This is a genomic window from Lentzea sp. NPDC005914 (assembly GCF_040629405.1).
GTDB lineage: Bacteria > Actinomycetota > Actinomycetes > Mycobacteriales > Pseudonocardiaceae > Lentzea.
Genome location: NZ_JBEXVQ010000018.1, coordinates 106,994 through 127,016, shown reverse-complemented (window position 1 = coordinate 127,016; position 20,023 = coordinate 106,994). Strand labels below are relative to the sequence as shown.

Annotated in this window: 22 protein-coding genes; 7 read left to right on the top strand and 15 right to left on the bottom strand. The window is 68.5% G+C overall.

The window, feature by feature from the left end; translation table 11 throughout:
• Positions 1 to 4: 4 nt before the first annotated feature.
• Positions 5 to 1,042: an FAD-dependent oxidoreductase gene (locus ABZ345_RS25445; RefSeq protein ID WP_359853457.1), complete on the bottom strand. Its 1,038-nt coding sequence runs from the start codon at positions 1,040 to 1,042 to the stop codon at positions 5 to 7.
• Positions 1,043 to 1,112: 70 nt separating this feature from the next.
• On the opposite strand from ABZ345_RS25445, the gene ABZ345_RS25440 reads away from it, so the two are divergent.
• Positions 1,113 to 1,985 carry a LysR substrate-binding domain-containing protein gene (locus ABZ345_RS25440; protein ID WP_359853454.1) on the top strand — a complete coding sequence of 291 codons (873 nt, stop codon included), beginning with the start codon at positions 1,113 to 1,115 and terminating at the stop codon, positions 1,983 to 1,985.
• A 205-nt stretch (positions 1,986 to 2,190) separates the two neighbouring features.
• Positions 2,191 to 3,372: an elongation factor Tu gene (gene tuf, locus ABZ345_RS25435; RefSeq protein ID WP_359853452.1), complete on the top strand. Its 1,182-nt coding sequence runs from the start codon at positions 2,191 to 2,193 to the stop codon at positions 3,370 to 3,372.
• 89 nt (positions 3,373 to 3,461) lie between these two features.
• Here tuf and ABZ345_RS25430 read toward each other — a convergent pair whose 3' ends face one another.
• The 7 genes from ABZ345_RS25430 to ABZ345_RS25400 all read right to left on the bottom strand — a co-directional run bounded on the left by ABZ345_RS25430 (position 3,462) and on the right by ABZ345_RS25400 (position 8,585).
• Positions 3,462 to 3,566, bottom strand: coding sequence for a SapB/AmfS family lanthipeptide (locus ABZ345_RS25430; protein WP_359853450.1), 105 nt, complete (start codon positions 3,564 to 3,566; stop codon positions 3,462 to 3,464).
• Positions 3,567 to 3,669: 103 nt separating this feature from the next.
• Positions 3,670 to 4,335: a DUF6766 family protein gene (locus tag ABZ345_RS25425; RefSeq protein WP_359853447.1), complete on the bottom strand. Its 666-nt coding sequence runs from the start codon at positions 4,333 to 4,335 to the stop codon at positions 3,670 to 3,672.
• A 28-nt stretch (positions 4,336 to 4,363) separates the two neighbouring features.
• Positions 4,364 to 5,314 carry a TIGR03557 family F420-dependent LLM class oxidoreductase gene (locus ABZ345_RS25420; RefSeq protein ID WP_359853444.1) on the bottom strand — a complete coding sequence of 317 codons (951 nt, stop codon included), beginning with the start codon at positions 5,312 to 5,314 and terminating at the stop codon, positions 4,364 to 4,366.
• Positions 5,311 to 7,068 carry a thiamine pyrophosphate-requiring protein gene (locus tag ABZ345_RS25415; protein WP_359853442.1) on the bottom strand — a complete coding sequence of 586 codons (1,758 nt, stop codon included), beginning with the start codon at positions 7,066 to 7,068 and terminating at the stop codon, positions 5,311 to 5,313. The genes ABZ345_RS25420 and ABZ345_RS25415 overlap by 4 nt, the downstream gene beginning before the upstream one ends.
• The gene (locus tag ABZ345_RS25410; protein WP_359853439.1) at positions 7,065 to 7,787 is read right to left on the bottom strand and encodes a metallophosphoesterase; all 723 of its coding nucleotides are present in this window, start codon (positions 7,785 to 7,787) and stop codon (positions 7,065 to 7,067) included. Before ABZ345_RS25410 ends, ABZ345_RS25415 begins: the two co-directional genes overlap by 4 nt.
• A complete protein-coding gene (locus tag ABZ345_RS25405; protein WP_359853436.1) occupies positions 7,784 to 8,032 on the bottom strand; it encodes a BON domain-containing protein in 249 nt (82 codons plus the stop codon). The genes ABZ345_RS25410 and ABZ345_RS25405 overlap by 4 nt, the downstream gene beginning before the upstream one ends.
• Entirely contained in the window at positions 7,995 to 8,585 is a 591-nt protein-coding gene (locus tag ABZ345_RS25400) for a hypothetical protein (RefSeq protein ID WP_359853434.1), read from the bottom strand. The genes ABZ345_RS25405 and ABZ345_RS25400 overlap by 38 nt, the downstream gene beginning before the upstream one ends.
• Before the next feature lie 225 nt (positions 8,586 to 8,810).
• Between ABZ345_RS25400 and ABZ345_RS25395 the strand changes: the two genes are divergently transcribed.
• A complete protein-coding gene (locus ABZ345_RS25395) occupies positions 8,811 to 9,035 on the top strand; it encodes a zinc-ribbon domain-containing protein (RefSeq protein WP_359853431.1) in 225 nt (74 codons plus the stop codon).
• 61 nt (positions 9,036 to 9,096) lie between these two features.
• Here the strand turns inward: ABZ345_RS25395 and ABZ345_RS25390 are convergent, their stop codons facing one another.
• Positions 9,097 to 9,681 carry a DUF998 domain-containing protein gene (locus ABZ345_RS25390; RefSeq protein WP_359853428.1) on the bottom strand — a complete coding sequence of 195 codons (585 nt, stop codon included), beginning with the start codon at positions 9,679 to 9,681 and terminating at the stop codon, positions 9,097 to 9,099.
• A 136-nt stretch (positions 9,682 to 9,817) separates the two neighbouring features.
• On the opposite strand from ABZ345_RS25390, the gene ABZ345_RS25385 reads away from it, so the two are divergent.
• Together ABZ345_RS25385 and ABZ345_RS25380 are read left to right on the top strand one after the other, a co-directional pair.
• Positions 9,818 to 10,501, top strand: a complete 684-nt coding sequence (locus ABZ345_RS25385; protein WP_359853426.1) for an SRPBCC domain-containing protein — start codon at positions 9,818 to 9,820, stop codon at positions 10,499 to 10,501.
• Entirely contained in the window at positions 10,498 to 11,322 is an 825-nt protein-coding gene (locus ABZ345_RS25380) for an alpha/beta hydrolase (RefSeq protein ID WP_359853424.1), read from the top strand. Before ABZ345_RS25385 ends, ABZ345_RS25380 begins: the two co-directional genes overlap by 4 nt.
• Here ABZ345_RS25380 and ABZ345_RS25375 read toward each other — a convergent pair.
• The 5 genes from ABZ345_RS25375 to ABZ345_RS25355 all read right to left on the bottom strand — a co-directional run bounded on the left by ABZ345_RS25375 (position 11,232) and on the right by ABZ345_RS25355 (position 15,600).
• Positions 11,232 to 12,437 carry an MFS transporter gene (locus ABZ345_RS25375; protein WP_359853421.1) on the bottom strand — a complete coding sequence of 402 codons (1,206 nt, stop codon included), beginning with the start codon at positions 12,435 to 12,437 and terminating at the stop codon, positions 11,232 to 11,234. The genes ABZ345_RS25380 and ABZ345_RS25375 overlap by 91 nt on opposite strands.
• A gap of 28 nt (positions 12,438 to 12,465) precedes the next feature.
• The gene (locus ABZ345_RS25370; RefSeq protein WP_359853418.1) at positions 12,466 to 13,044 is read right to left on the bottom strand and encodes a Pr6Pr family membrane protein; all 579 of its coding nucleotides are present in this window, start codon (positions 13,042 to 13,044) and stop codon (positions 12,466 to 12,468) included.
• Between the two features lie 7 nt (positions 13,045 to 13,051).
• Positions 13,052 to 14,170 (bottom strand): FAD-dependent oxidoreductase, encoded by a 1,119-nt coding sequence (locus ABZ345_RS25365; RefSeq protein ID WP_359853416.1) that lies wholly within the window; start codon positions 14,168 to 14,170, stop codon positions 13,052 to 13,054.
• An 82-nt stretch (positions 14,171 to 14,252) separates the two neighbouring features.
• Positions 14,253 to 15,188, bottom strand: coding sequence for an RNA polymerase sigma factor SigJ (gene sigJ, locus ABZ345_RS25360; protein ID WP_359853413.1), 936 nt, complete (start codon positions 15,186 to 15,188; stop codon positions 14,253 to 14,255).
• Positions 15,189 to 15,201: 13 nt separating this feature from the next.
• Entirely contained in the window at positions 15,202 to 15,600 is a 399-nt protein-coding gene (locus ABZ345_RS25355; RefSeq protein ID WP_359853410.1) for a DUF2000 domain-containing protein, read from the bottom strand.
• A 50-nt stretch (positions 15,601 to 15,650) separates the two neighbouring features.
• On the opposite strand from ABZ345_RS25355, the gene ABZ345_RS25350 reads away from it, so the two are divergent.
• Positions 15,651 to 16,412 (top strand): AraC family transcriptional regulator, encoded by a 762-nt coding sequence (locus tag ABZ345_RS25350; protein WP_359853407.1) that lies wholly within the window; start codon positions 15,651 to 15,653, stop codon positions 16,410 to 16,412.
• 4 nt (positions 16,413 to 16,416) lie between these two features.
• Positions 16,417 to 19,014, top strand: coding sequence for a BTAD domain-containing putative transcriptional regulator (locus tag ABZ345_RS25345; protein WP_359853404.1), 2,598 nt, complete (start codon positions 16,417 to 16,419; stop codon positions 19,012 to 19,014).
• Here ABZ345_RS25345 and ABZ345_RS25340 read toward each other — a convergent pair.
• Positions 18,983 to 20,005: an FAD-dependent monooxygenase gene (locus ABZ345_RS25340; protein ID WP_359853401.1), complete on the bottom strand. Its 1,023-nt coding sequence runs from the start codon at positions 20,003 to 20,005 to the stop codon at positions 18,983 to 18,985. The genes ABZ345_RS25345 and ABZ345_RS25340 overlap by 32 nt on opposite strands.
• Between the last annotated feature and the right edge of the window lie 18 nt (positions 20,006 to 20,023).

Sequence of the window (20,023 nt, the reverse complement as noted above, 5' to 3'; positions counted from 1 at the left end):
TGGGTCAGCCTACGGCGTACCGGAAGTTCCGCGCGCTGCCGATGGCAAACGGCCTAACCTCGTCCAGCACCTCGGCGTGCTGCTTCTCGACGCCGAGCCGCGGTGAGATCAGCTTGATGACGTGGGTGACCTCCCCGGTGAGCGCGCCGCCGAGCGGGATGAGGCCGAGGAAGATCGGCACGTCCGAGTTGGCCGCCTTCTCGCGAACTCGGTGCAGGGCGTCGAGCGGCAGGTCGTTCAGCAGCACGTTGTCGCCCTGGTAGGTGTGCGGCGGGAGTGGCTTTCCGGCGGCTTCCGCGAAGTGCCTGAGGCCGAACTCCTCGATGAGCGTCGGGGCCACGCGGAGGTGGTCGATCTCGAACGGCCTGGTGCTCGCGAAGGTCAGGCGGACGACGTCGCGGCCACGCAGCGGTGCGGGGAAGACCGGGATGTCCGGGAACGAGATGGTGGTGAGCGACGGCGTGACGTGGGCCGGAAGGTCCCACTTGTGGAAGGCCTCGAAGACCTGCGCCGCGTGCTCGGCGTCGAAGTACATCTCGCCCGCGTGGACCTGGTCGATCTCCAGCAGCTCGAACTCCAGCGCGGTGATGACGTCGCCGACCTTCTCGGTCCCCCGGACGCGGTCGCTCGCGAACCCGAACTCCCTGGCCAGCACGCCGTAGCCGCCGCCGAGGGTGTAGCCGATGACGCCGACGTCGCTCGCGTCGCCGCTGAGCGGGGCGAGGCCGTGGGGTGCGGCTGCCTCGATGACCTGCTGCCAGACCGCGCCCGCTTCGACCCTCGCGGTCTTCGTGCGCGGGTCGATCTCGACCTTGTTCATGCGCTTGGTGGAGATCAGGACGCCGGTGGTCGTCGTGGTGAGGCCGTGACCGGTGGCCTGGACGACGTACTCGAGGCCGTGATCTTCGGCGTAGCGGACGGCCTCCTCGACGTCCTGGGCGTTCTCCACGGCGAAGATCACCTGGGGTTCGTGGCGGAGTCCGGTCTGGAATCCGCTGCGTTCGTCGTCGTAGCCGGTGTCGCCGGGAAGGAATTTCTGCATGTACTCAGCATGGTTGCGCTGCGGTTATAAGTCCAAGATCTAATTGTGCTCATGTCTATAATCGTTGGTTATGGAGCTTCGGCAGCTTGAATACTTCGTCGCGGTCGCGGAGGAGGCGTCGTTCACGCGAGCCGCGGAACGGGTGCACGTCGCGCAGCCCGGGGTGAGCGCGCAGATCCGACGGCTGGAACGGGAGCTCGGGCATGACCTGCTCGACCGGTCGGGGCGCACCGTGACGCTGACCGACGTCGGGGCCGCCGTGCTGCCGCTGGCGCGAGCGGCTCTGCTGTCGGTGGAGTCGGCGCGGCGGACCGTCGAGGAGATGGCCGGGCTGGTGCGCGGTGTCGTGCGCGTCGGGATGGTCGTGTCGTGCGGGATCATGGACCTGCCGGAGCTGCTGTCGTCGTTCCACTCCCTGCATCCCGACGTGGAGATCACGTTGGTGGAGGCCAACTCCGACGCGCTGATCTCGTCCCTTGTGGACGGTCAGCTGGACTTCGCCCTGGTCGGGTACGCCGGTGCGGTTCCCGACGGGCTTTCGGTGCGAGTGCTGGCGGACGAGCCTTTGGTGGCCGCGGTTGCCGCTGGAGATCCTTGGTACGGCAGGGAATCCGTCTCGCTGGACGAACTGTTGACGCGCGGGTTGATCTGCCTGCCGCCGGGGACCGGGTTGCGCGGGGCGCTGGACGCGGCCTGCGGTGGGCGGCAACCGCGGATCGCCCTGGAGGCGTCCGCACCGCCGATGGTGATCACGCTGGCGCAGCGCGGCCTCGGTCCGGCGATCCTGGCGTTGTCGATGATCGACGGGCTGCACGCCGTGCGGATCACCGATCCCTCTCCGCACAGCCGGCTGTCGTTCGCCTGGCGCACGTCAGGACCGCACAGCCCGGCCGCGCGTGCCCTGATCAGGCTCGCGGAAAACCACGTGACAACGGATCTTTAACCCTGTCATGATCGACGCATGTTCCTGACGGCTGAGCACAACACGTTCGCAGGTGTTCCTGCGGGCGCGCTCGCCGTTGCCTCGGCACAGCTGGCCGGCGCTCGAATCTGACCCTTCTCCAGTCCCCTCCCCAGGACCGCTGGAGGAGGGTCGTAGCGGTCGATCGGTCTTGGAAATCCCAGCTGCGCCTTCGAGGACAAAGGAAATGAAGCAGGAGTTCGTGCGCGCCAAGCCGCACCTCAACATCGGCACCATGGGTCACGTCGACCACGGCAAGACCACGCTGACGGCCGCCATCACCAAGGTTCTGTCCGAAATGGACCCGTCGGGCACCACCTTCACCGCGTTCGACCGCATCGACCGCGCCCCGGAGGAGCTCGCCCGCGGTATCACGATCAACATCGCGCACGTCGAGTACGAGACGCCCACGCGTCACTACGCGCACGTCGACATGCCCGGCCACGCCGACTACGTGAAGAACATGATCACGGGTGCGGCACAGCTGGACGGCGCGATCCTGGTCGTGTCCGCCGAGGACGGCACCATGCCGCAAACGCGCGAGCACGTGGTGCTGGCGCGTCGCGTTGGTGTGCCGTACGTGGTGGTGGCGCTGAACAAGGCCGACGCGGTGAGCGACCCGGAGCTGCTCGACTTGGTGGAGCTGGAGATCCGCGACCTGTTGTCGGCCTACGGCTTCGACGGCGACGCCACGCCGGTGGTGCGCGTGTCCGGACTTCGTGCGCTGCAAGGAGACCCGGAGTGGACGGCCTCGATCGTGTCGCTGCTGGACGCCGTGGACGAGCACGTGCCGGTGCCTTCGCGTGATTTGGAAGGCCCGTTCCTGATGCCGATCGAGAACGTCCTGACGATCACCGGTCGCGGCACGGTCGTGACCGGTGCGGTGGAGCGCGGTGTGCTCGGCCTCGGCGACACCGTCGAGGTGATCGGTCTCGGTTCCGCGGTGACCTCGGTCGCCACGGGCATCGAGACGTTCGGCAAGCCGATGCAGCAGGCCCAGGCGGGAGACAACGCCGCGGTGCTGCTGCGGGGTGTCAAGCGCGGCGAGGTCCGGCGCGGCCAGGTGCTGGCCCTGCCGGGCAGCGTGGCGCCGCACACCAGGTTCCGCGCGTCGGTGTACCTGCTCTCGCACGCCGAGGGCGGCAGGCACACGGGCATCGCCTCGAACTACCGGCCGCAGTTCCACTTCCGCACCGGCGACGTCGTCGGCGTGGTCGAGCTCGACAGGACGCTGGCTCTGCCAGGAGACACCGTCGAGGTCACGGTGGAGCTGGGCAAGGCGGTGGCGATGGACACCGGCCTCGGATTCGCGATTCGCGAGGGCGGCAAGACCGTGGGTGCAGGCACGGTCGGCGAGATCCTCGCCTAGGGCGGTGGTGACGACCCGAGAAGGTGGTCGCGCTGCCTTGGCAGAAGGCGCGGCGGGACAGTTGTCCCGCCGCGCCTTCTCAGCCTCGGCTAGTCGCAGAGCAGAATGCTGACGGTCGAATCCACCGACGGCATCGAGTCAAGCTCGCGCAGGTCGGAGGCTTCGAGTGCCTGAAGATCCAGAACATGGTCCATCGCAGGTCTCCTCATCGTTCGCACGGTCAGGAGGTGATCACCTGCACGAGGATTGCCCGGAAGGTAGCCGTTCAATCACTCTCCGATGCAACTGCTCTTCGGCTCAGCCGGAGCGGTCGGTCACGTCGTGCGAGGCGCCGACCGGCTTCGACTCGGGCGAGCCGCGCTGGCGCAGGTACACGCTGAGGATCGCCATCGACGCGATCGCGAGGAACTCGGACTGCCAGTTCTGCAGCGACCGGTTCCAGAAGTCGGAGCTCAGGAAGTACCCGCCCAGGCTGAGCTTCTCGGCCAGCGGGTCGGAGTTGTTGGCGTACCAGCCCGCGATCCACTGCATGGTCCACGAGAACAGGAACAGCACCAGCATCGCCAGGCCGAGCGAGGTCGAGTACAGGCCGGTCCGCCAGCCGCCCGCGCGTGCCCACTTCGGCGAGTCCTCGCTCGTGTACCGGCCGAGCTGCTGGTTCTCGTCGGTGTCCAGGCCGGTCTTGTCCGCGGGCTTCGACTCCGGCGAGCCGCGCTGGACCAGCCAGACGGTCGCGGTGACGTACAGGAAGAACTGCAGGTACTCGGACTGCCAGTTCTCCACGACGTCGACGAGGAAGTCGGCGGAGAACAGGTAGGAGCCCAGGGACAGCACGGGCTGGCCCAGTGCCGCCTGACGCTCGTTGTAGTCGGCGTGCCCAGCGAAGAACTGGCCGACCAGCGCGGCTAGGAAAAGCCCGCCGAAGACGAGCGTCAGGCTGTGCTCGCGCAGGAACCTCCTCATAGGACCCGAATACCCTGCCCCAATACCATCAAACGTCCAGCAGTGGCACGACTTCCTTGGCCCAGAACTCGAAGAACTCCTGCTGGTTCGAGCCGATCTGCTGCACGTGCAGCTCGTCGAACCCGGCCTCGGCGAACTCCCGCACCTTCTCCGCGTACCGCTCGGGGTCCGGGCCGCACGGGATCGACGACCCGATCATCTCCGGCGTCACCAGTTCCGAGGCCTGCTCGAAGTGCTTCGGCGTCGGCAGCACCTGGGCCAGCTCGCCGGGCAGGCCGTCGTTGGGCCACAGGCGGTGCGCGGTCTGGACAGCGTCCTCTTCGGACCTGGCGTAGCAGACCTTCAGCCCGCTCTGCGCCGGGCCGGTGCCGCCGGCCGAGCGGAACTGCTTCACCAGATCGCCGGCGGGGCCGACGCAGACGTACCCGTCACCGCACTTGGCCGCGAGCTGGACCGCCTTGGGGCCGAACGCCGAGACGTAGATCGGCACCGGGTGTTCGGGCACGGTGTAGATGCGGGCGTTCTCCACGGTGTAGTGCTTGCCGTGGTGGGTGACCTCGTCGCCCTGGTGCAACGTGCGGATGAGGCCGATCGCCTCCTCCAGCATCTCCAGCCGCACGTCGGCGGACGGCCAGCGATCGCCCAGCACGTGCTCGTTGAGGGCCTCGCCGCTGCCGACGCCGAGCACGAAACGGCCCTCGCACTGCACGGCCGCCGTGGCCGCCGCCTGCGCGATCACCGCGGGGTGGATGCGGACGGTCGGGCACGTCACGGCCGTCGTGATCGGCAGGGAGACCCTCTCGGACAGCGCGCCGATCGTGCCCCACACGAACGGCGACTGGCCCTGCTCGTCGTTCCACGGGTGGTAGTGGTCGGAGATCCACAGCGACTCGAAGCCGTGGTCCTCGGCCATGCGCGCGTGCTGGACCAGCTCGCGCGGGCCGTGTTCTTCCGAGGAAAGGAAATAGCCCAGTTTCACGGCAGCAACTCCTGGATCTTGGTCTTGATGCCGCGGCGCATGAGGTCCCACGCATCGGGGTCGCCACGCAGCACCGCTTCGGTCATGTCCTTGATCTGGTCGAACGTCGCGTGCGGCGGGATCGGCGGCACGTCCGGGTCGCAGCGCACGTCGAGCACGACGGTGCCGTCCGACGCCAGCGCGGTGTCCCAGGCCGGGCCCAGCTGGTCCGGCGAGCCGACCTCGATGCCCTGCAGGCCGATCGAGCGCGCGTAGGCCGCGTACGAGATGTCCGGAAGCGTTTGCGACTCCTCGAACTTCGGCGCGCCGCCCATCGCGCGCAGCTCCCACGTGACCTGGTTGAGGTCGTTGTTGTGGAACACGCACACGACGCACCGGATGCCGTAACGCTTCAACGTCAACAGTTCCGCCATGCCGTTCATCTGCATCGCGCCGTCGCCGACGAGTGCGATCAACGGGCGTTTGGGCTGGGCGTAGGCGGCGCCCAGCGCGTACGGGACAGCGCACCCCATCGTGGCCAGCGTGCCGGACAACGACGACCTGACGTTGCCGTGGATCCGCAGCAGCCGTGCGTACCAGTTCGTCGCGGAACCCGAGTCCGCGGTGACGATCGCGTTGGCGGGCAGGCGTTTCGACAGCTCCGAGACGATCAGCATCGGGTTGACCGGGTCGGCGGGCACCTGGGCCTGCCGTTCCACGACCTCCCACCAGCGTTCGACGTTCGCCTCGATCGTGTGCCGCCACGAGCGGTCGTTCTTGCGTTCCAGCAACGGGATCAGCGCGCGCAACGTCTCCCGCGCGTCGCCGACCAGGTTGACCTCGGTCGGGTAGCGCATGCCGATCGTGCGCCCGTCGACGTCGATCTGCACGCCCCGAGCGGCACCGAACTTCGGCAGGTACTGCGAGTACGGGAAGTTCGAGCCGACGATCAGCAACCGGTCGCAGTCGCGCATCATCTCGTACGACGGCCGCGTGCCCAGCAGCCCGATCGACCCGGTCACGTACGGCAGGTCGTCGGGCAGGACGTCCTTGCCCAGCAACGCCTTCGCGACACCGGCGCCGAGCATCTCGGCGACCTCGCGCACTTCGGAAGCCGCCTCACGAGCACCCTGGCCGATCAGGATCGCGACCTTCTCGCCGCTGTTCAGCACCTCGGCCGCGCGGCGCACCTCGTCGTTCGCCGGTACGACACAGGAGGACGGACGCGACGGCGGGCTCGACGGGATGTACTTGAACTCGTGCTTGGGCGCCTCGTACTCCTGCTCCTGCACGTCGTTCGGGATGATCAGCACGGCCGGCGCGCGGTCGGCGGCAGCGGTGCGCATCGCCCGGTCCAGCGCGTTCGGCAGCTGTTCCGGCACGTTGATGTCGATCAGGAAGCTGGCCACGTCGCGGAACAACGAGTGCAGGTCGACTTCCTGCTGGTAGCTGCCGCCCTGCGCGGTGCGGGCGGTCTGGCCGACGATCGCGACGACCGGGACGTGGTCGAGCTTCGCGTCGTACAGGCCGTTCAGGAGGTGGATCGCGCCGGGCCCGGACGTCGCGAGGCACACGCCGACGTCGCCGCTGAACTTTGCGTAGCCGACCGCGGCGAACGCGGCCATCTCCTCGTGGCGGGTCTGGATGAACGCAGGGTCGTTGTCCGCCTTGCCGAACGCGGCCACGATCCCGTTGATGCCGTCGCCGGGATACGCGAACACCTGCTTGACGTCCCAGTCGCGCAGGCGTTGCACGATGAAGTCGCCGACGGTCATGCGTTCGCACCTTCCATCACGTAGACGGTGTACGCGGACCGGATGATCGGCTGCGCGACGTTGCGCACCCGCACCCCGCCCGGCGTCATGCCCTGCTCGGTGCCGAAGTGCGCGTGACCGTGGATGGCGAGATGCGTGCCGGTGGCGTCGATGGCCTCGCCCAGCAGGTACGAGCCGAGGAACGGGTAGATCTCCGGTGGCTCGCCGCGCAACGTGTCCGGCACCGGCGCGTAGTGGGTCAGCGCGACCTTGATGTCGGTGTCCAGTTCGGACAGTGCGCTCTTCAGGGTCTCCGCGATGTCACAGGTGTGCTGGATGAACGCCTTCATCTCGCGCTCACCGAACGCGCTCCCGCACTTGCCGGCGAACCCGCCGCCGAACCCCTTCACACCGGCGACACCGAGCGTGCAGCCGTTGATCCGCGTTTCGAAGCTGGTGCCTTCCAGGACGTGGATGCCCTTGTCCTGCAACGTCTTGGTGACCTCGAGCGGTTTGTCGTCCTGATGGTCGTGGTTGCCGAGCACGGCGACGACGGGCACCGGCAGGTCCGCGAACTCGTCCGCGACGACCTGCGCCTCGGCGACCGTGCCGTGCCGGGTCAGGTCACCGGCGAGCAGCAGGACGTCCGCGTGCTCGCCGACCTTCTCGAGTGCCGGCCGGAGCCTGCCGCGCATGTCCTCACCGAGGTGCACGTCTCCGACCGCCGCGATCCGGATCATCGAAGATCCTCCTCACCCTCCGGTTCGCCCGCCGGCGTCACGCGCACGTCGTTGAAGATCGTGAGCTGGGGCGCGGCCTCGTGCAGCACCTCTTCGAGGGCCTTGCGCCGATCCGCGCACGCCACGTCGCCGGAGAGCATCACGTGATCACCACGAACGGTGACCCGCACGCCGAGCTCGGCCGTTCTGGGGTCTTCCGCGACCGCCCTACGCAGGTTTGCCGCGAGGTACTGCTCGGATTCCATTGCCCCTCCCGATGATCTCCAGGCGTTCGATGAGCACCAGGAACGCCTCCGCGTACGGCGAGTGCTTGGTCTCCTCGCGCACACGTTCCCAGTCGATCTGTTCGCGCAGCGCACGGGCGAACGGCAGCAGCTCGCTGAAGTCGCAGCGGTGCCCGTCCAGCACGAGCAGCTTGCTGATCAGCACGAACGTCGCGGGCATCACCGGCAGCATCACCGACCCGACCGGCATCTCCTCGGCCATCGCCAAGATCTCGTCGGTCACCGGGCGTTCGTTGGGCCGGAACAGCAGGTCCACCAGCGAGTCGCCGTCGTAGACCTTGAGCAGCCAGTCCTCCGGCGGCTCGGCGGCACGGAGCCCGCGTTGCACGAGGACGCGGACCGCCTCGGTCGCGTCCTGTTCGCGCACCAGCAGATCCACGTCGTGTTCACTCGCCGGCCCGCCGCGCGCATAACCCGCGCATCCACCCGTCAGGGCGAACGGAATCTGCGCGCTACGCAGGGCGTTCGCGACTTTGGTCAGAGTGCGCAGCAGCTCGTCCTGCACGTCGCTCATGTGGTGCCGGTTACCCCGGCTGATCGCGGCGTGAACCTCGGGCCGCGATCAGGCGGGTGATCGGGCGTGGCCGCACGAGGGAAGCCGGGGACTCCGCGCGAGGGGGCGCCTGCGCAGCGGCCAGAGCGGGTCGGTCACGCCTGTGCGGCTGCTGAAGTTGCCGGGCTCACTGCAACTCAAATGGGACGTCAGACGTCAAAGGGACAGCCAACCCAGGGAGCGCGGATGTTCATTTTCGGCTGGCGGACGACGATCGAGCAGCTGCGGATGCTCTCGCTGGTGTGCGGGCACTGCCACCAGCAGGCGGCGCACAACCTGTTCCGGCGCTACACGAAGCCCACGTTCTTCTTCATCCCGCTGTTCACGATCAGCAGCAGGTACGGGCTGCAGTGCACGTTCTGCGGTGTCTCCTACGACATCAGCAAGATGCACGCCCATCAGCTGGTCTGACGGCAGGCGGGGCAACCGGGCGCGTCCTCGTCGGTGGTGACGCGCCTGCACTCGGGACAGATCAGCTCGAGTAGGCAGGCTGGTTCAGCTTCAGGGACACGACCGAGGTCCAGACCCAGCCGATCGTCGCCACCACGTAGAGCAGCACCGTGCCGCCGGGGTTGCCCAGGAACGCCATCGGCACCATCAGGAGCACGCCCGTCAGGCCGCTCATCACCGTCAGCCATCCCCCGAGCCTACGCGCGAACACGAAGCACGCCCCGATCCAGCCGATCATGGCGAGCCCGAACGCCACCGCGTGCAGAACGCCGTGCCACGACAGCGATGCGGGCACCGAGTCCGGTGTGCCGGCCGGGAAGCCCAGCGCCGGGTCGGCCGTGAAAATCCCGCCGAGGATCATCCCCACACCCATGAGGCCGATCAGCCGCGCGCCCCATTTCGTGTGCCTGGCCATGCCCGTGGCGGCGATGACGAACAGCGCGCCGCTCACGATGAAGTTCGCGATCTGGATCCAGCCCAGCGAGCCGAGGCTGAGCATGCTGAACGGGTGCCGCGTCAGGTCGAAGCCCTCGCGGGTGAAGGCCTGGGCGTACCCGACGACCAGGTAGAGCGGACCGGCGACGACGCCACAAGCGATGCGGGACATGACTTCCTCCTCAGAAGTGGACTGCGAGAACGGAACCACCGACAAGTTTTTTTGTCAAGACTAGCTCGACTGTCTTGACGAGAAGAATTGTCGGGTTCAGGATGGGACCATTCACGAACCTGACGAGGGAGCACTGATGGGCCACGCGTTCGAAAGCACCGACGAGATCGAGGTGCCGGCCTCCGTCGAGGACGTCTGGACGGCCATCGCCACGGGGCCGGGCATCGACTCGTGGTTCATGGGTCGCAACGAGGTCGCGAACGGCCAGGTCAAGATGGCCTTCGGCGGGTACCAGCCGACGAGTGAGATCACCGCGTCGGAGCCGGGGCACCACTTCGCGTACAACAGCGGCAAGGCGCCGGACGGCCGGTTCGTCGCCTACGAGTTCCTCGTCGAGGGCCGCGAGCACAGCGGCACCGTCGTGCGGATGGTGACGAGCGGCTTCCTGCCCGGCGACGACTGGGCCGACGAGTTCGAGGCGATGAAGCTCGGTGGGGCGCTCTTCGTCCGGACGCTGGCCGAGTACCTGAGCCACTTCGCCGGCCGCACGGCGCGTCCGATCACGGTTTTCGGGCCGATGATCAGCGACTGGGACGAGGCGTGGAAGAAGCTCGACGCGGCACTGGCCGAGAAGCTCCCGGACGCCGTGGAGTTCCACCGCAACGCCCACACGCTCGCGCTGCGCACCGACAAGGGCATGTACCGCTTCATGCGCGGGTTCTTCGGGCCGGCCGTCGTCGCGCACAACATCTTCGAGGGCGACGAGTCCGAGCAGGACTGGCAGAGCTTCCTCGACACCACCCTGGGAGAACAGTCATGACGCGCTTCACGACCTCCGCCGACGGCACCGAGATCGCCTACTCGATCACCGGTTCCGGACCCGCGCTGATCCTCGTGGACGGCGCGATGTGCCACCGGATGTTCGGCCCGTCCACGGAGCTGGCGTCCGTGCTGGACAAGAACTTCACCGTCTACACCTACGACCGGCGCGGCCGCGGTGAGACCGGTGACGGCGCGACGCCGTGGTCGCCGGAGCACGAGATCGAGGACCTCGACGCGCTGATCGGGGAAGCCGGCGGCAGCGCGTTCGTGTTCGGCGTGTCCTCGGGCGCGGTGCTGGCACTCGACGCGGCGACGAAGCTGCCGTCCATCACGCGGCTCGCGGTCTACGAGCTGCCGATGGTCGTGGACGACACGTACTCGCCGCGCCCCGCCGACATCGTCGAGCAGATGAACGACATACTCGCTCGCGGTGACCGTTCCGGCATGATCTCGAAGTTCATGAAGATGGTCGGCGTGCCCGGCATCGGGCTCGCGATCATGAAGCTGACCCCGGTGTGGAAGAAGCTGAAGCTGGTCGCCCACACGCTGCCGTGGGACCTGCGCATCCTCGGCGACGACGGCCGCGGCGCGCCGTTGCCGGGCAACCGCTGGACCATCAAGGTGCCGACGCTCGTCATGAACGGCGGCAAGAGCCCCGAGTACCTCCGCAACACGATGAAGAACGTCGCGGAAGTCCTCGGGGACGTGGAGTACCAGGAGCTGCCGGGTCAGACGCACATGCTCAAGTCCTCGGCCGCGGCACCGGTGCTGGTGGAGTTCTTCTCGCGGGCCCAGCGCACAGCGGGACCCATCGCGTAACCGGCCACGACGAACAGCCCGCCGACCAGCAGCCACCCGATCGCGCCCCAGCCGAGCACGACGGTGGTGAGCAGGGCGGGGCCGACCATGCGCGCGACCGCCGTTCCGGTCGCGAAGAAGCCCTGGTACTGGCCCTGCCGGTCGGCGGGCGCGAGGGCGAAGCTGATCTCCCACGCCCCGGAGGCGAGCATCATCTCGCCGAGGACCTGCAACGCGGCGGCCGCGACCAGCATGGCCGCCGCCTGCCAGGCGCCGAAGCCGAACGCCGTCACCGCGAACACCGCGCACGACGCGAGCATGATCAGCCCGGCGTGCCGGACGAGCGCCGAGGCCTGGCCGAGACCGTTGGCGCGCTTGGCGATCCGGACCTGGAAGAGCACGACCGCACCGGTGTTGAGCACGAGCAGCGCGGCGGCGAGCCACGTCGGCGCCTCGGTCCGCTGCACGATCCACAGCGGGATGATCAGGCTCAGCAGCGGCATGTAGAGCAGCATCACGGCGTTGATCAACGTGATCAGCGCGTACGGGCGGTCCTTCAGCACGTCGAACTTGCCCTTGGCGCGCGTCATCACGGTCTCCGGCAGCGTGCCCAGGATCAGTGCGGCGGCGAGGAACGCGAGCACGTCGATCACGAACACGGTCGTGTAGGCGGCTTCGGTGCCCAGGTGCAACGCGAACCCGCCCGCCGCCGCACCGATCGCGATGCCGGCGTTGGCCGTCGACTGGATCCGCGCACGGGCTCGGGTGCGCTCCTCGGGTGTCGTGAGGCCCGCGAGAAGTGCCTGCCTGGACGCCTGCAGGCCGCTCTGGAAGCTCGCGTACAGGCACATGACCAGGACGAACGCGCCGAAGTTCCTGGTGAAGAGCAGGATCGCGATGCTGGTGGCCGTCGCGGCGGCGAGCACGACCGCGGTGGTGCGCGGGCCGAGCCGGTCGGCGACGTGGCCCAGCGCGACGCCCGCGACGGCTCCGACGCCCCACGCGAGAGTCAGCGCGAGACCGACCCGCGCCGCGCTCAGGCCGACGATCTGGGTGAAGTACAGGGCGGAGACGACGAGAAAGCCGCCGTCGCCGATCGAGTTCGTCAGCTGTGCGTACGCGAGTCGCCTGGTCATGTCTTAGACCGTAGGGCGGCGATTGGCCCTAGTCGTGGGACAAGACCGCGCTGCTTCTTTGGGCCAATTTTGTGCCGACCCACGACACGACGAACGCCAGCGCGCCGAGGATCACCGCCACGGACACGCAGGTCAGCGCGACGTCGCCATACCCGTGGGGACGCGGGTCGAGGAACGGGTACGGGTACCAGTTCACGATCGGCCCGCGGATCAGCGTGTAGACGAGATAGGCGGCGGGGAACGAGAGCCAGGTCCACGCGCGGGTGGTCCGTTCCGGTGCGAGCAACCACTCCACGACGACCAGGATCGGCACGACGACGTGGAGCACCCAGTTCGCGTACGCGGGGGTCTGCACGTCGACGCCTCGCAGCAGCACTGCGTACACGATGCCGGTCGTCGCCATGTAGAGCACGGCGGCGCCCCTGATCTGCGCGGAGACCGGCCCCCACACCCCCAGCAGCGCCACACAGGCCGCGAACACGTTCGAGAGCACCGTGAAGTAGCTGAAGTGGTTGACGAAGCGGAACCGGTCCCCGAGCACGACCACGAGGTACACCTCTGCCGAAAGAACCAGCAGGAACACGGCCATCCGGAGCAGCTTGATCACGCACGAATTAGAGCGCGGTTTCGAGCGTCGCGCTGGCCGTGGTGATGTGCCGGCGACGCGAAGGCATCAGCACCGTCGGGTGCGAAATGCTCCAGGCCGCGGACTTGCAGATGAGCTCCTTCAGGCGAACGGCCGCCTTGCCGGTGAGGGCGGACGGCTTGGGCTTGTCGTCGGGAGTCACCCACTGCATGACGGCGTCGTTGCGGCCGAGGCTGATGCACTGGCCGTTGTAACCGATCTTGTTCTGCGGGATCTCACGGCCCGTGAGGCGCGCGGCGATGGCGTCGGCCGCGAGGTGGCCCGTCGGAACGCCTGAGGCACAAGACATCCGCAACGTCGAGCCGCTTCCGCCTTGGGCGAGCGCGGCGTCACCGATGGCGTACACGTCCGGGTGCGAGACCGAACGCATCGTCTCGTCGACGACGATCTGGCCCGAAGGCGAGACCTCCAGGGTCGTGGCCGCGGCGATGGGGTGCACGGCGAAACCGGTGGTCCACACCGTCACCTCGGCGTCGAGCGTGCGGCCGTCGACGCCTTCGTGCACGGTGATGCCGAGCCGGTCGACCGCCCCGCGCAGGTGCTGGCGAGCCTTGTCGCTCAACCAGTCCCCGAGTTCACCGCGGACGGCGAGGGAGACGTCGAGGTCGGGCCGGGCCTCGGCGATCTCGGTGACCGCTTCGATGCCGGTCAGACCACCGCCGACGACGAGGACGGTGCCACCGGCGCCGAGGTCTTGCAGCCGCGCGTGAAGTCGTTGCGCGGCCTGCTTGCCGGCGATGTTGTGAGCGTTCTCGGGAACGCCGGTGGCGGTGCTGCCGAGTGCGTAGACCAAGGTGTCGTACGCGATCTCGCCATCGTCGGTGTCCACGATCTTGCGTTCGGCGTCGACCGCGACGACCCGTGCGATCCGCACCTGCACGCCCGTGTTCGCGAAGACGTCGGTCAGCTTGCGGACCTTCAGGTCCTGGCCGACCGCGAGCTGGTGCATGCGCACGCGCTCGACGAACTCGGGATCGGCGTTGACGAGGATGATCTCGGTGTCGGCGGGGTGCAGTCGCTTGGCGAGGCGGCCTGCCGCGTTGGCTCCGGCGTATCCGGCTCCGAGAACGACGATGCGGTGGGTCATGGTTTCGCTCCTGTCTGGTTCGTGGTCGCTTCCTGAACCGGACAGCGACGCGAAACCTGACAGGAGCTGACTGTGATCCGGGTCACCAGCCTTCGACGACGGGTTCTCCCCCGGTCCAGTGCGCGGTCGCGCGGTCGAGCTTCGCGGGGTTGGCCTGGGTGTGGACGGCCGTGATGCCCTCGGTGGTGACCTCCAGGGAGATGACGGCGAACACCCGGTCGCCGCCCACCAGGACCACCGCGGGAACGCCGTTGACGACCTCGGCGAAGAGGTCGAGACGGCCGCCGACCAACTCGTGCTTGGCCTCGTCGGGGGTGAACAGGGTGCGCAGGAACCTCGCCACCCTGAGGGCGCCAGTGATCGGCTTCGGCAGGCTGATGAACACGCCGCCGGCGTCGCCCGCGCTGATCGCGTCGTCGGCGAGCAGCTTCACCAGCGAGTCGGTGTTGCCGCTGAGCGCCGCCGCGAGGAACTCCTCGACGATCTTGCGCGCGCCGGCCGCGTCGACCTCCACGCGGGTCCGGCCGGTGGCGAGGTGCTGCTTGGCACGCCGGTAGATCTGCTGGCAGTTCGCCTCGGTGAGGTCGAGGATCTCCGCGATCTCACCGTGCGAATAGCCGAACGCCTCCCGCAGCACGTATACGACCCGTTCGTTGGCCGAGAGCCGTTCCATCAGGGTCAGCATCGCGATCGAGACCGACTCGCGCTGCTCGGCCGTCTCGGACGGACCGAGCATCCGGTCACCGGTGAAGACCGGCTCCGGCAGCCATTGGCCCACGTAGGTCTCGCGCCTGGCCCGCGCCGAGGTGAGGCGGTTGAGGCAGAGGTTGGAGAGCACCTTCGTCAGCCACGCCTCGGGCGTCTCGATCTCCGCGTGGCCGGCGGACTGCCAGCGCAGGTACGTGTCCTGCACCGCGTCCTCGGCGTCGCTCGCCGACCCCAGCAGCCGGTACGCGATCGCCTCCAGCCGCGGCCTGGCCTTCTCGAACACCTCGAGCTCACGAGTCCCCACCAGCATGGTTCAAAGTCAATCACGGATGCATGCGGGCGCCCTTGAAGATCTTGTCGACGGCGTTCTTCTGGCCGTGCACGGCGATCCCGACCAGGTCGAGGTCCTGTGTGTGGACCTTGCGCACGGCAGCCCGGTTGTCCTCGTCGTTGCCCGTCGCGAACAGGTCCGCGGTGAAGACGGCCATGGGCTGGTTGCGGCTCAACGCGCGCTCGTGGGCCTTCGTGAGGAGATCTTTGCCGCCCTGCAGGACCACGACGGGCTGGCCGAACATCGGCAGGTAGTTGACGTCGTCGGCGTCCACGTAGGGCTCGCCGCGGAGTTCGGCGGGCAGGCCGCTCACGAGGAAGGCGGTGACGTTCAGGGCCTGCCAGCCCTCCAGGTCGTCCCGGAGCAGCACAGCGATCTTGGTGTCGAACATGGGACCCACGATCGCGGGCACCCGGCGTTGGCGTCTTGTACGTTTTTGACATGAGCGTCGCGGCCTGGAAACCGGACGTGGAAGGCATCCGAGAGGTCTTCCACGCCTCGTTCACCACGCACGCCTATCCGACGCACACGCACGACGCGTGGACGTTGATGCTGGTCGACACGGGTGCCGTGCGGTACGAACTGGACCGTCACGAGCACGGCGCTCTCGTCTCCGGCGTCACGCTGTTGCCGCCGCACGTGCCGCACGACGGGCGATCCGCCTACCCGACCGGCTTCCGCAAGCGCGTCCTGTACCTGGACGGCCCGGTGCTGCCGCAGGAGCTGATCGGCAAGTCTGTTGACACCCCGATGCTGACCGACCCCCTGCTGCGGCAGCGGCTGCACCAGCTGCACCTGTCGCTGGACGACCCGTTCGAGGCGTCGAGCCGGCTGGCCCTGATCACCGAACGGATCACGCACGACTTCGCGGGCACTTTGGCCACCGTGTACGCGGATCCGACGCTCGCCGACCGGTTGCGGCAGCTGCTCGACGCCTCGTTGCCCGCCGGGATCACGCTCGCGCAGGCGGCGGCCGAGCTGCAGGCCAGCCCCACGCACCTGGTGCGGGCGTTCCGCAAGCGGTTCGGGCTGCCTCCGCACCAGTACCTCACCGGGCGCCGTGTCGATCTCGCGCGCCGCTACCTGGTGGACGGGAATCCGGCGGCGGAGGCGGCGGTGCTGGCCGGTTTCCACGACCAGTCCCATCTCACGCGGCATTTTCGCCGTGTCCTGGGTACGAGTCCCGGCCGGTTCGTACGCTGACACCGTGCACGTCGCCATTCTCGGTCCAGTTGAGGCGCACTCCCCGGACGGCAAGATCGCGGTGGGTGGCCCACGGCCGCGCACCCTGCTCGCGATGCTGGCGCTCCGGGTGGGTGAAATCGTCCCGCTTGACCGTTTGGTCGACGAGCTCTACGGCTCCGAGCCGCCGTCCGACGCCGCCAATGCGTTGCAGGGCCAGGTGTCTCGGCTGCGTCGGGCGCTCGGGAACGCCTCGCTGATCGAGTTCCACCCGGCGGGGTACCGGTTGGTGCTGGCGGCTTCCCACGTCGATGCGCATCGGTTCGCCTCGCTGGCAACGGAAGGTCAGCAGGCACTGGAACACGGCGATCCGCAGGGTGCGGAATCCCTTTTGTCCGAAGCACTTCAGCTGTGGCGCGGGCCCGCGCTGGCGGACGTCGACGCGCCGGACCACACGACGCGCCTCGAACAGCAACGGTCGGCCGCCACCAGCGCGTTGATCGCCGCACGGATCCGGCTCGGCAAAGCAGATGTGCAGGAGATCTCCAGCCTCGTCCAGCAGCATCCCCTGGACGAACGCCTGCGCGGTTACCTGATGCAGGCGTTGAACCAGCAGGGCCGCCAAGCAGAGGCGTTGCAGGCGTTCGAGGACGCACGAGCGCTGCTGGCCGACGAGCTCGGCACCGATCCGTCGCCGGAGCTGCGCGCGATCCACCTGCAGATCCTGCGCGGCCAGACCCATCGGGAACTTCCGGCGCAGCTCACCAGTTTCGTTGGAAGACAAGAGGAACTGCAGCGGATCGCCTCGCTGACGTCACGGCTGATCACGCTGACCGGGCCTGGTGGCGCCGGCAAGACCCGGCTCGCCCTGCAGAGCGCCGGTCCTGGGGCGATCTTCGTCGACCTGGCGCCGGTGAAGGACGTCTCGGCGGCGACCCTGCAGGCGCTGGGACTCAAGGAAACCGTGCTGGCGCCTGAGGACCGGCTCACGCTGGCGCTGCGCGAGCGCGACACGTTGCTGATCCTCGACAACTGCGAGCACGTGATCGTCCAGGCTGCCCAACTGGCGCAGCACCTGCTCAGCACGTGCCCGGCGTTGCGCATCCTGGCCACGAGCCGGGAAGCGCTGGGCATCACCGGCGAGATGCTCTGCCCGGTGCCGCCGCTGAAGCCCGAGCAGAGCGTGGCGTTGTTCGTCGACCGCGCCCGCCTGGTGAACCCCGCGTTCGTGCAGGACCGGCACACCGTCGACATCTGCCGCGAGCTCGACGGCCTGCCGCTGGCCATCGAGCTCGCCGCGGCGCGCACCAGAACGTTGACGACCGACGAGATCTCCTCGCGGCTGGGCGACCGATTCCGCTTGCTCACCAAGGGAAATCGCGCCGCCGCACCTCGCCACCAGACCCTGCGCGCCGTCGTGGAGTGGAGCTGGGAGCTGCTCGACGAGGACGAACGCGACCTCGCGGCCTCTCTCGCCACCTTCAGCGGCGGGGCGTCGCTGGAGGCCGTGGAACAGGTCTGCCGGCACGACATCGAGGTGCTGGAAGCGTTGGTGGACAAGTCTTTGGTGGAAGCCAACGACGGCCGCTACCGCATGCTGGTGACCATCCGCGAGTTCTGCTCCCAGCACAAGCGCGTCGACGCGGAGCACGCCCGGTATTTCCTCGACCTCGCCCGGCGCGCGGATCCCGAGCTGCGCGCACGAGACCAGGTGCGGTGGTTCGCCCGGCTGACCGCCGAGCACGCGAACCTGCTGCAGGCCGTGGAGTGGGCCACCGAGCACGAACCGGACCTGGCGCTGCAGCTGGTGGCCGCGCTGTCCTGGTACTGGTACGTGAAGGGCAGCCGCACGGAAGTCCAGGGCCTGGCGGAGAAACTCCTCAACCGGCTGCCTGATCAGTCCACTGAGGAGTACGCCATCCTGCTGGCGCTGGCCGCCCCGGCACGCGTGCAGAACGTGCTGGACGGTCTGTCCGGCCCGATCAAGCAGCCGTTCGTGCTCATCGCGTGGGCCATGCTCACCGGACCGCCCGACCCCGACGCCCCGCGCACCGAACTGCAGGACGAGATCGAGCGCAGCGACGACCCGTGGATCCAGGGCCTGGTCGGCTTCAGCAACTCCTATCTCATGTGGGCGACGACCGGCGACCGGGCAGCGGCGATCTCCAGCGCCCGCAAGGCGCTCCGGCAGTTCCAGGACCTGGGCGAACGCTGGGGCGCGGCCCAGGTCCTGGACGTGCTGGCCAACCTCACCGAGGACCCGCGTGAGGCCTTGGCGCTGACCGACGAGGCGTTGCGGGCCATGGGAGAGCTCGGTGCCAAGGAAGAGCTCGCCGAGATACGGGGACGGCGCGCGGACCGGTTGCTCGACATCGACCAGGACGAGGCCGAGCGCGACTACCTGCGGGCGCTGGAGATGGCGACGCAGGCAGGTCTGTCCGCGACCAGGGCCCTCGCGAACGCCGGCCTGGCCAGGATCGCCCAGCGCAGGGGAGATCCGGCCAGGGCCGAACAGCTGCTGCTGGAGGCGCAGCGGGAGCTCGGGTTCGGGTGGATGCACATCGCGGCCAGGCAACAGGTGGAAGAGCAGCTCAGCGAACTGGTGCGTGCTCGGGAAGCTTGATCGCGGTGGCCGCCCGCATGTCCATCCGCGCGACCATCGGCATCCGGGGCAGCAACCCGAACATCCTGTCCCGCACCCACATGCCGAGCCTCGTGGCGGGTGCGAGGAACGGTCCCGGATTGCCCTGGCTGCCCCGCGCGTACGGCCCGATCAGCGCCTCGTACCGGGCGAAGGCGTCCCCTCCCGCCGCCATCTCCCCCGCCAGCACGTAGGCCGAGACGACCGCGAGCCCGGTGCCCATGCCGCCCAGCGTGGATCCGAACCCGGCGTCACCGATCAACGTGACCCGGCCGGAGCTCACCGTCGGCATCCGGACCTGGCTGATCGAGTCGAAGTAGACACCCGGCGAGATCAGCTCTTCCGGCATGCGCTCGGGCGGAACCGACGACTTGTACATGAGCCATCCGGGCGCGGTCAGGACTCCCGGCGAACACGTCAGGTCCCTGTCGTCGCCGTCCGCGTCCCAGATCGCGAAGTAGTAGCCCTGGAACTTGGGCCGGTACGAGGGGAAGACCAGCCGCCTCACCCCGGAGCGCATCCCGTCGGCGCCGATCACGAAGTCGAACCTGCGGGACGGTCCGTGCGCGAACGTCACGTCCACACCGGCGCCGTCGTCGTGCAGCGAGGTGATCCAGTCGCCGAACACGTACTCGGCGTCGGCCGCGCTCGCCTCGTACAGGACCCGTGACAGGTCGCCGCGCCGGATCTCCACCTCCCCGGCGGTGAACGACGCGGGCAGCCGAGCCCGTTCACGCCCGTCAGCGTCGCGGAACACCATGTCGCGCGGGGTGGTCTGCGCGGCCATGACGGCATCGAGCACACCCATCCGCCGAAGAACGGACAGGTGCACCTCGCCGCGGAAGTCCACGGCCTGACCGCCGGTGCGCAGCCCCGGCGCCCGCTCCACCACGGTGGGCGAGAAACCGGAGCGTGCCAGCCAGTAGGCGAGCGCGGGCCCGGCGATGCCTGCTCCCGAGATCAAAACGTCCATGACCGGGAAGGGAACGCC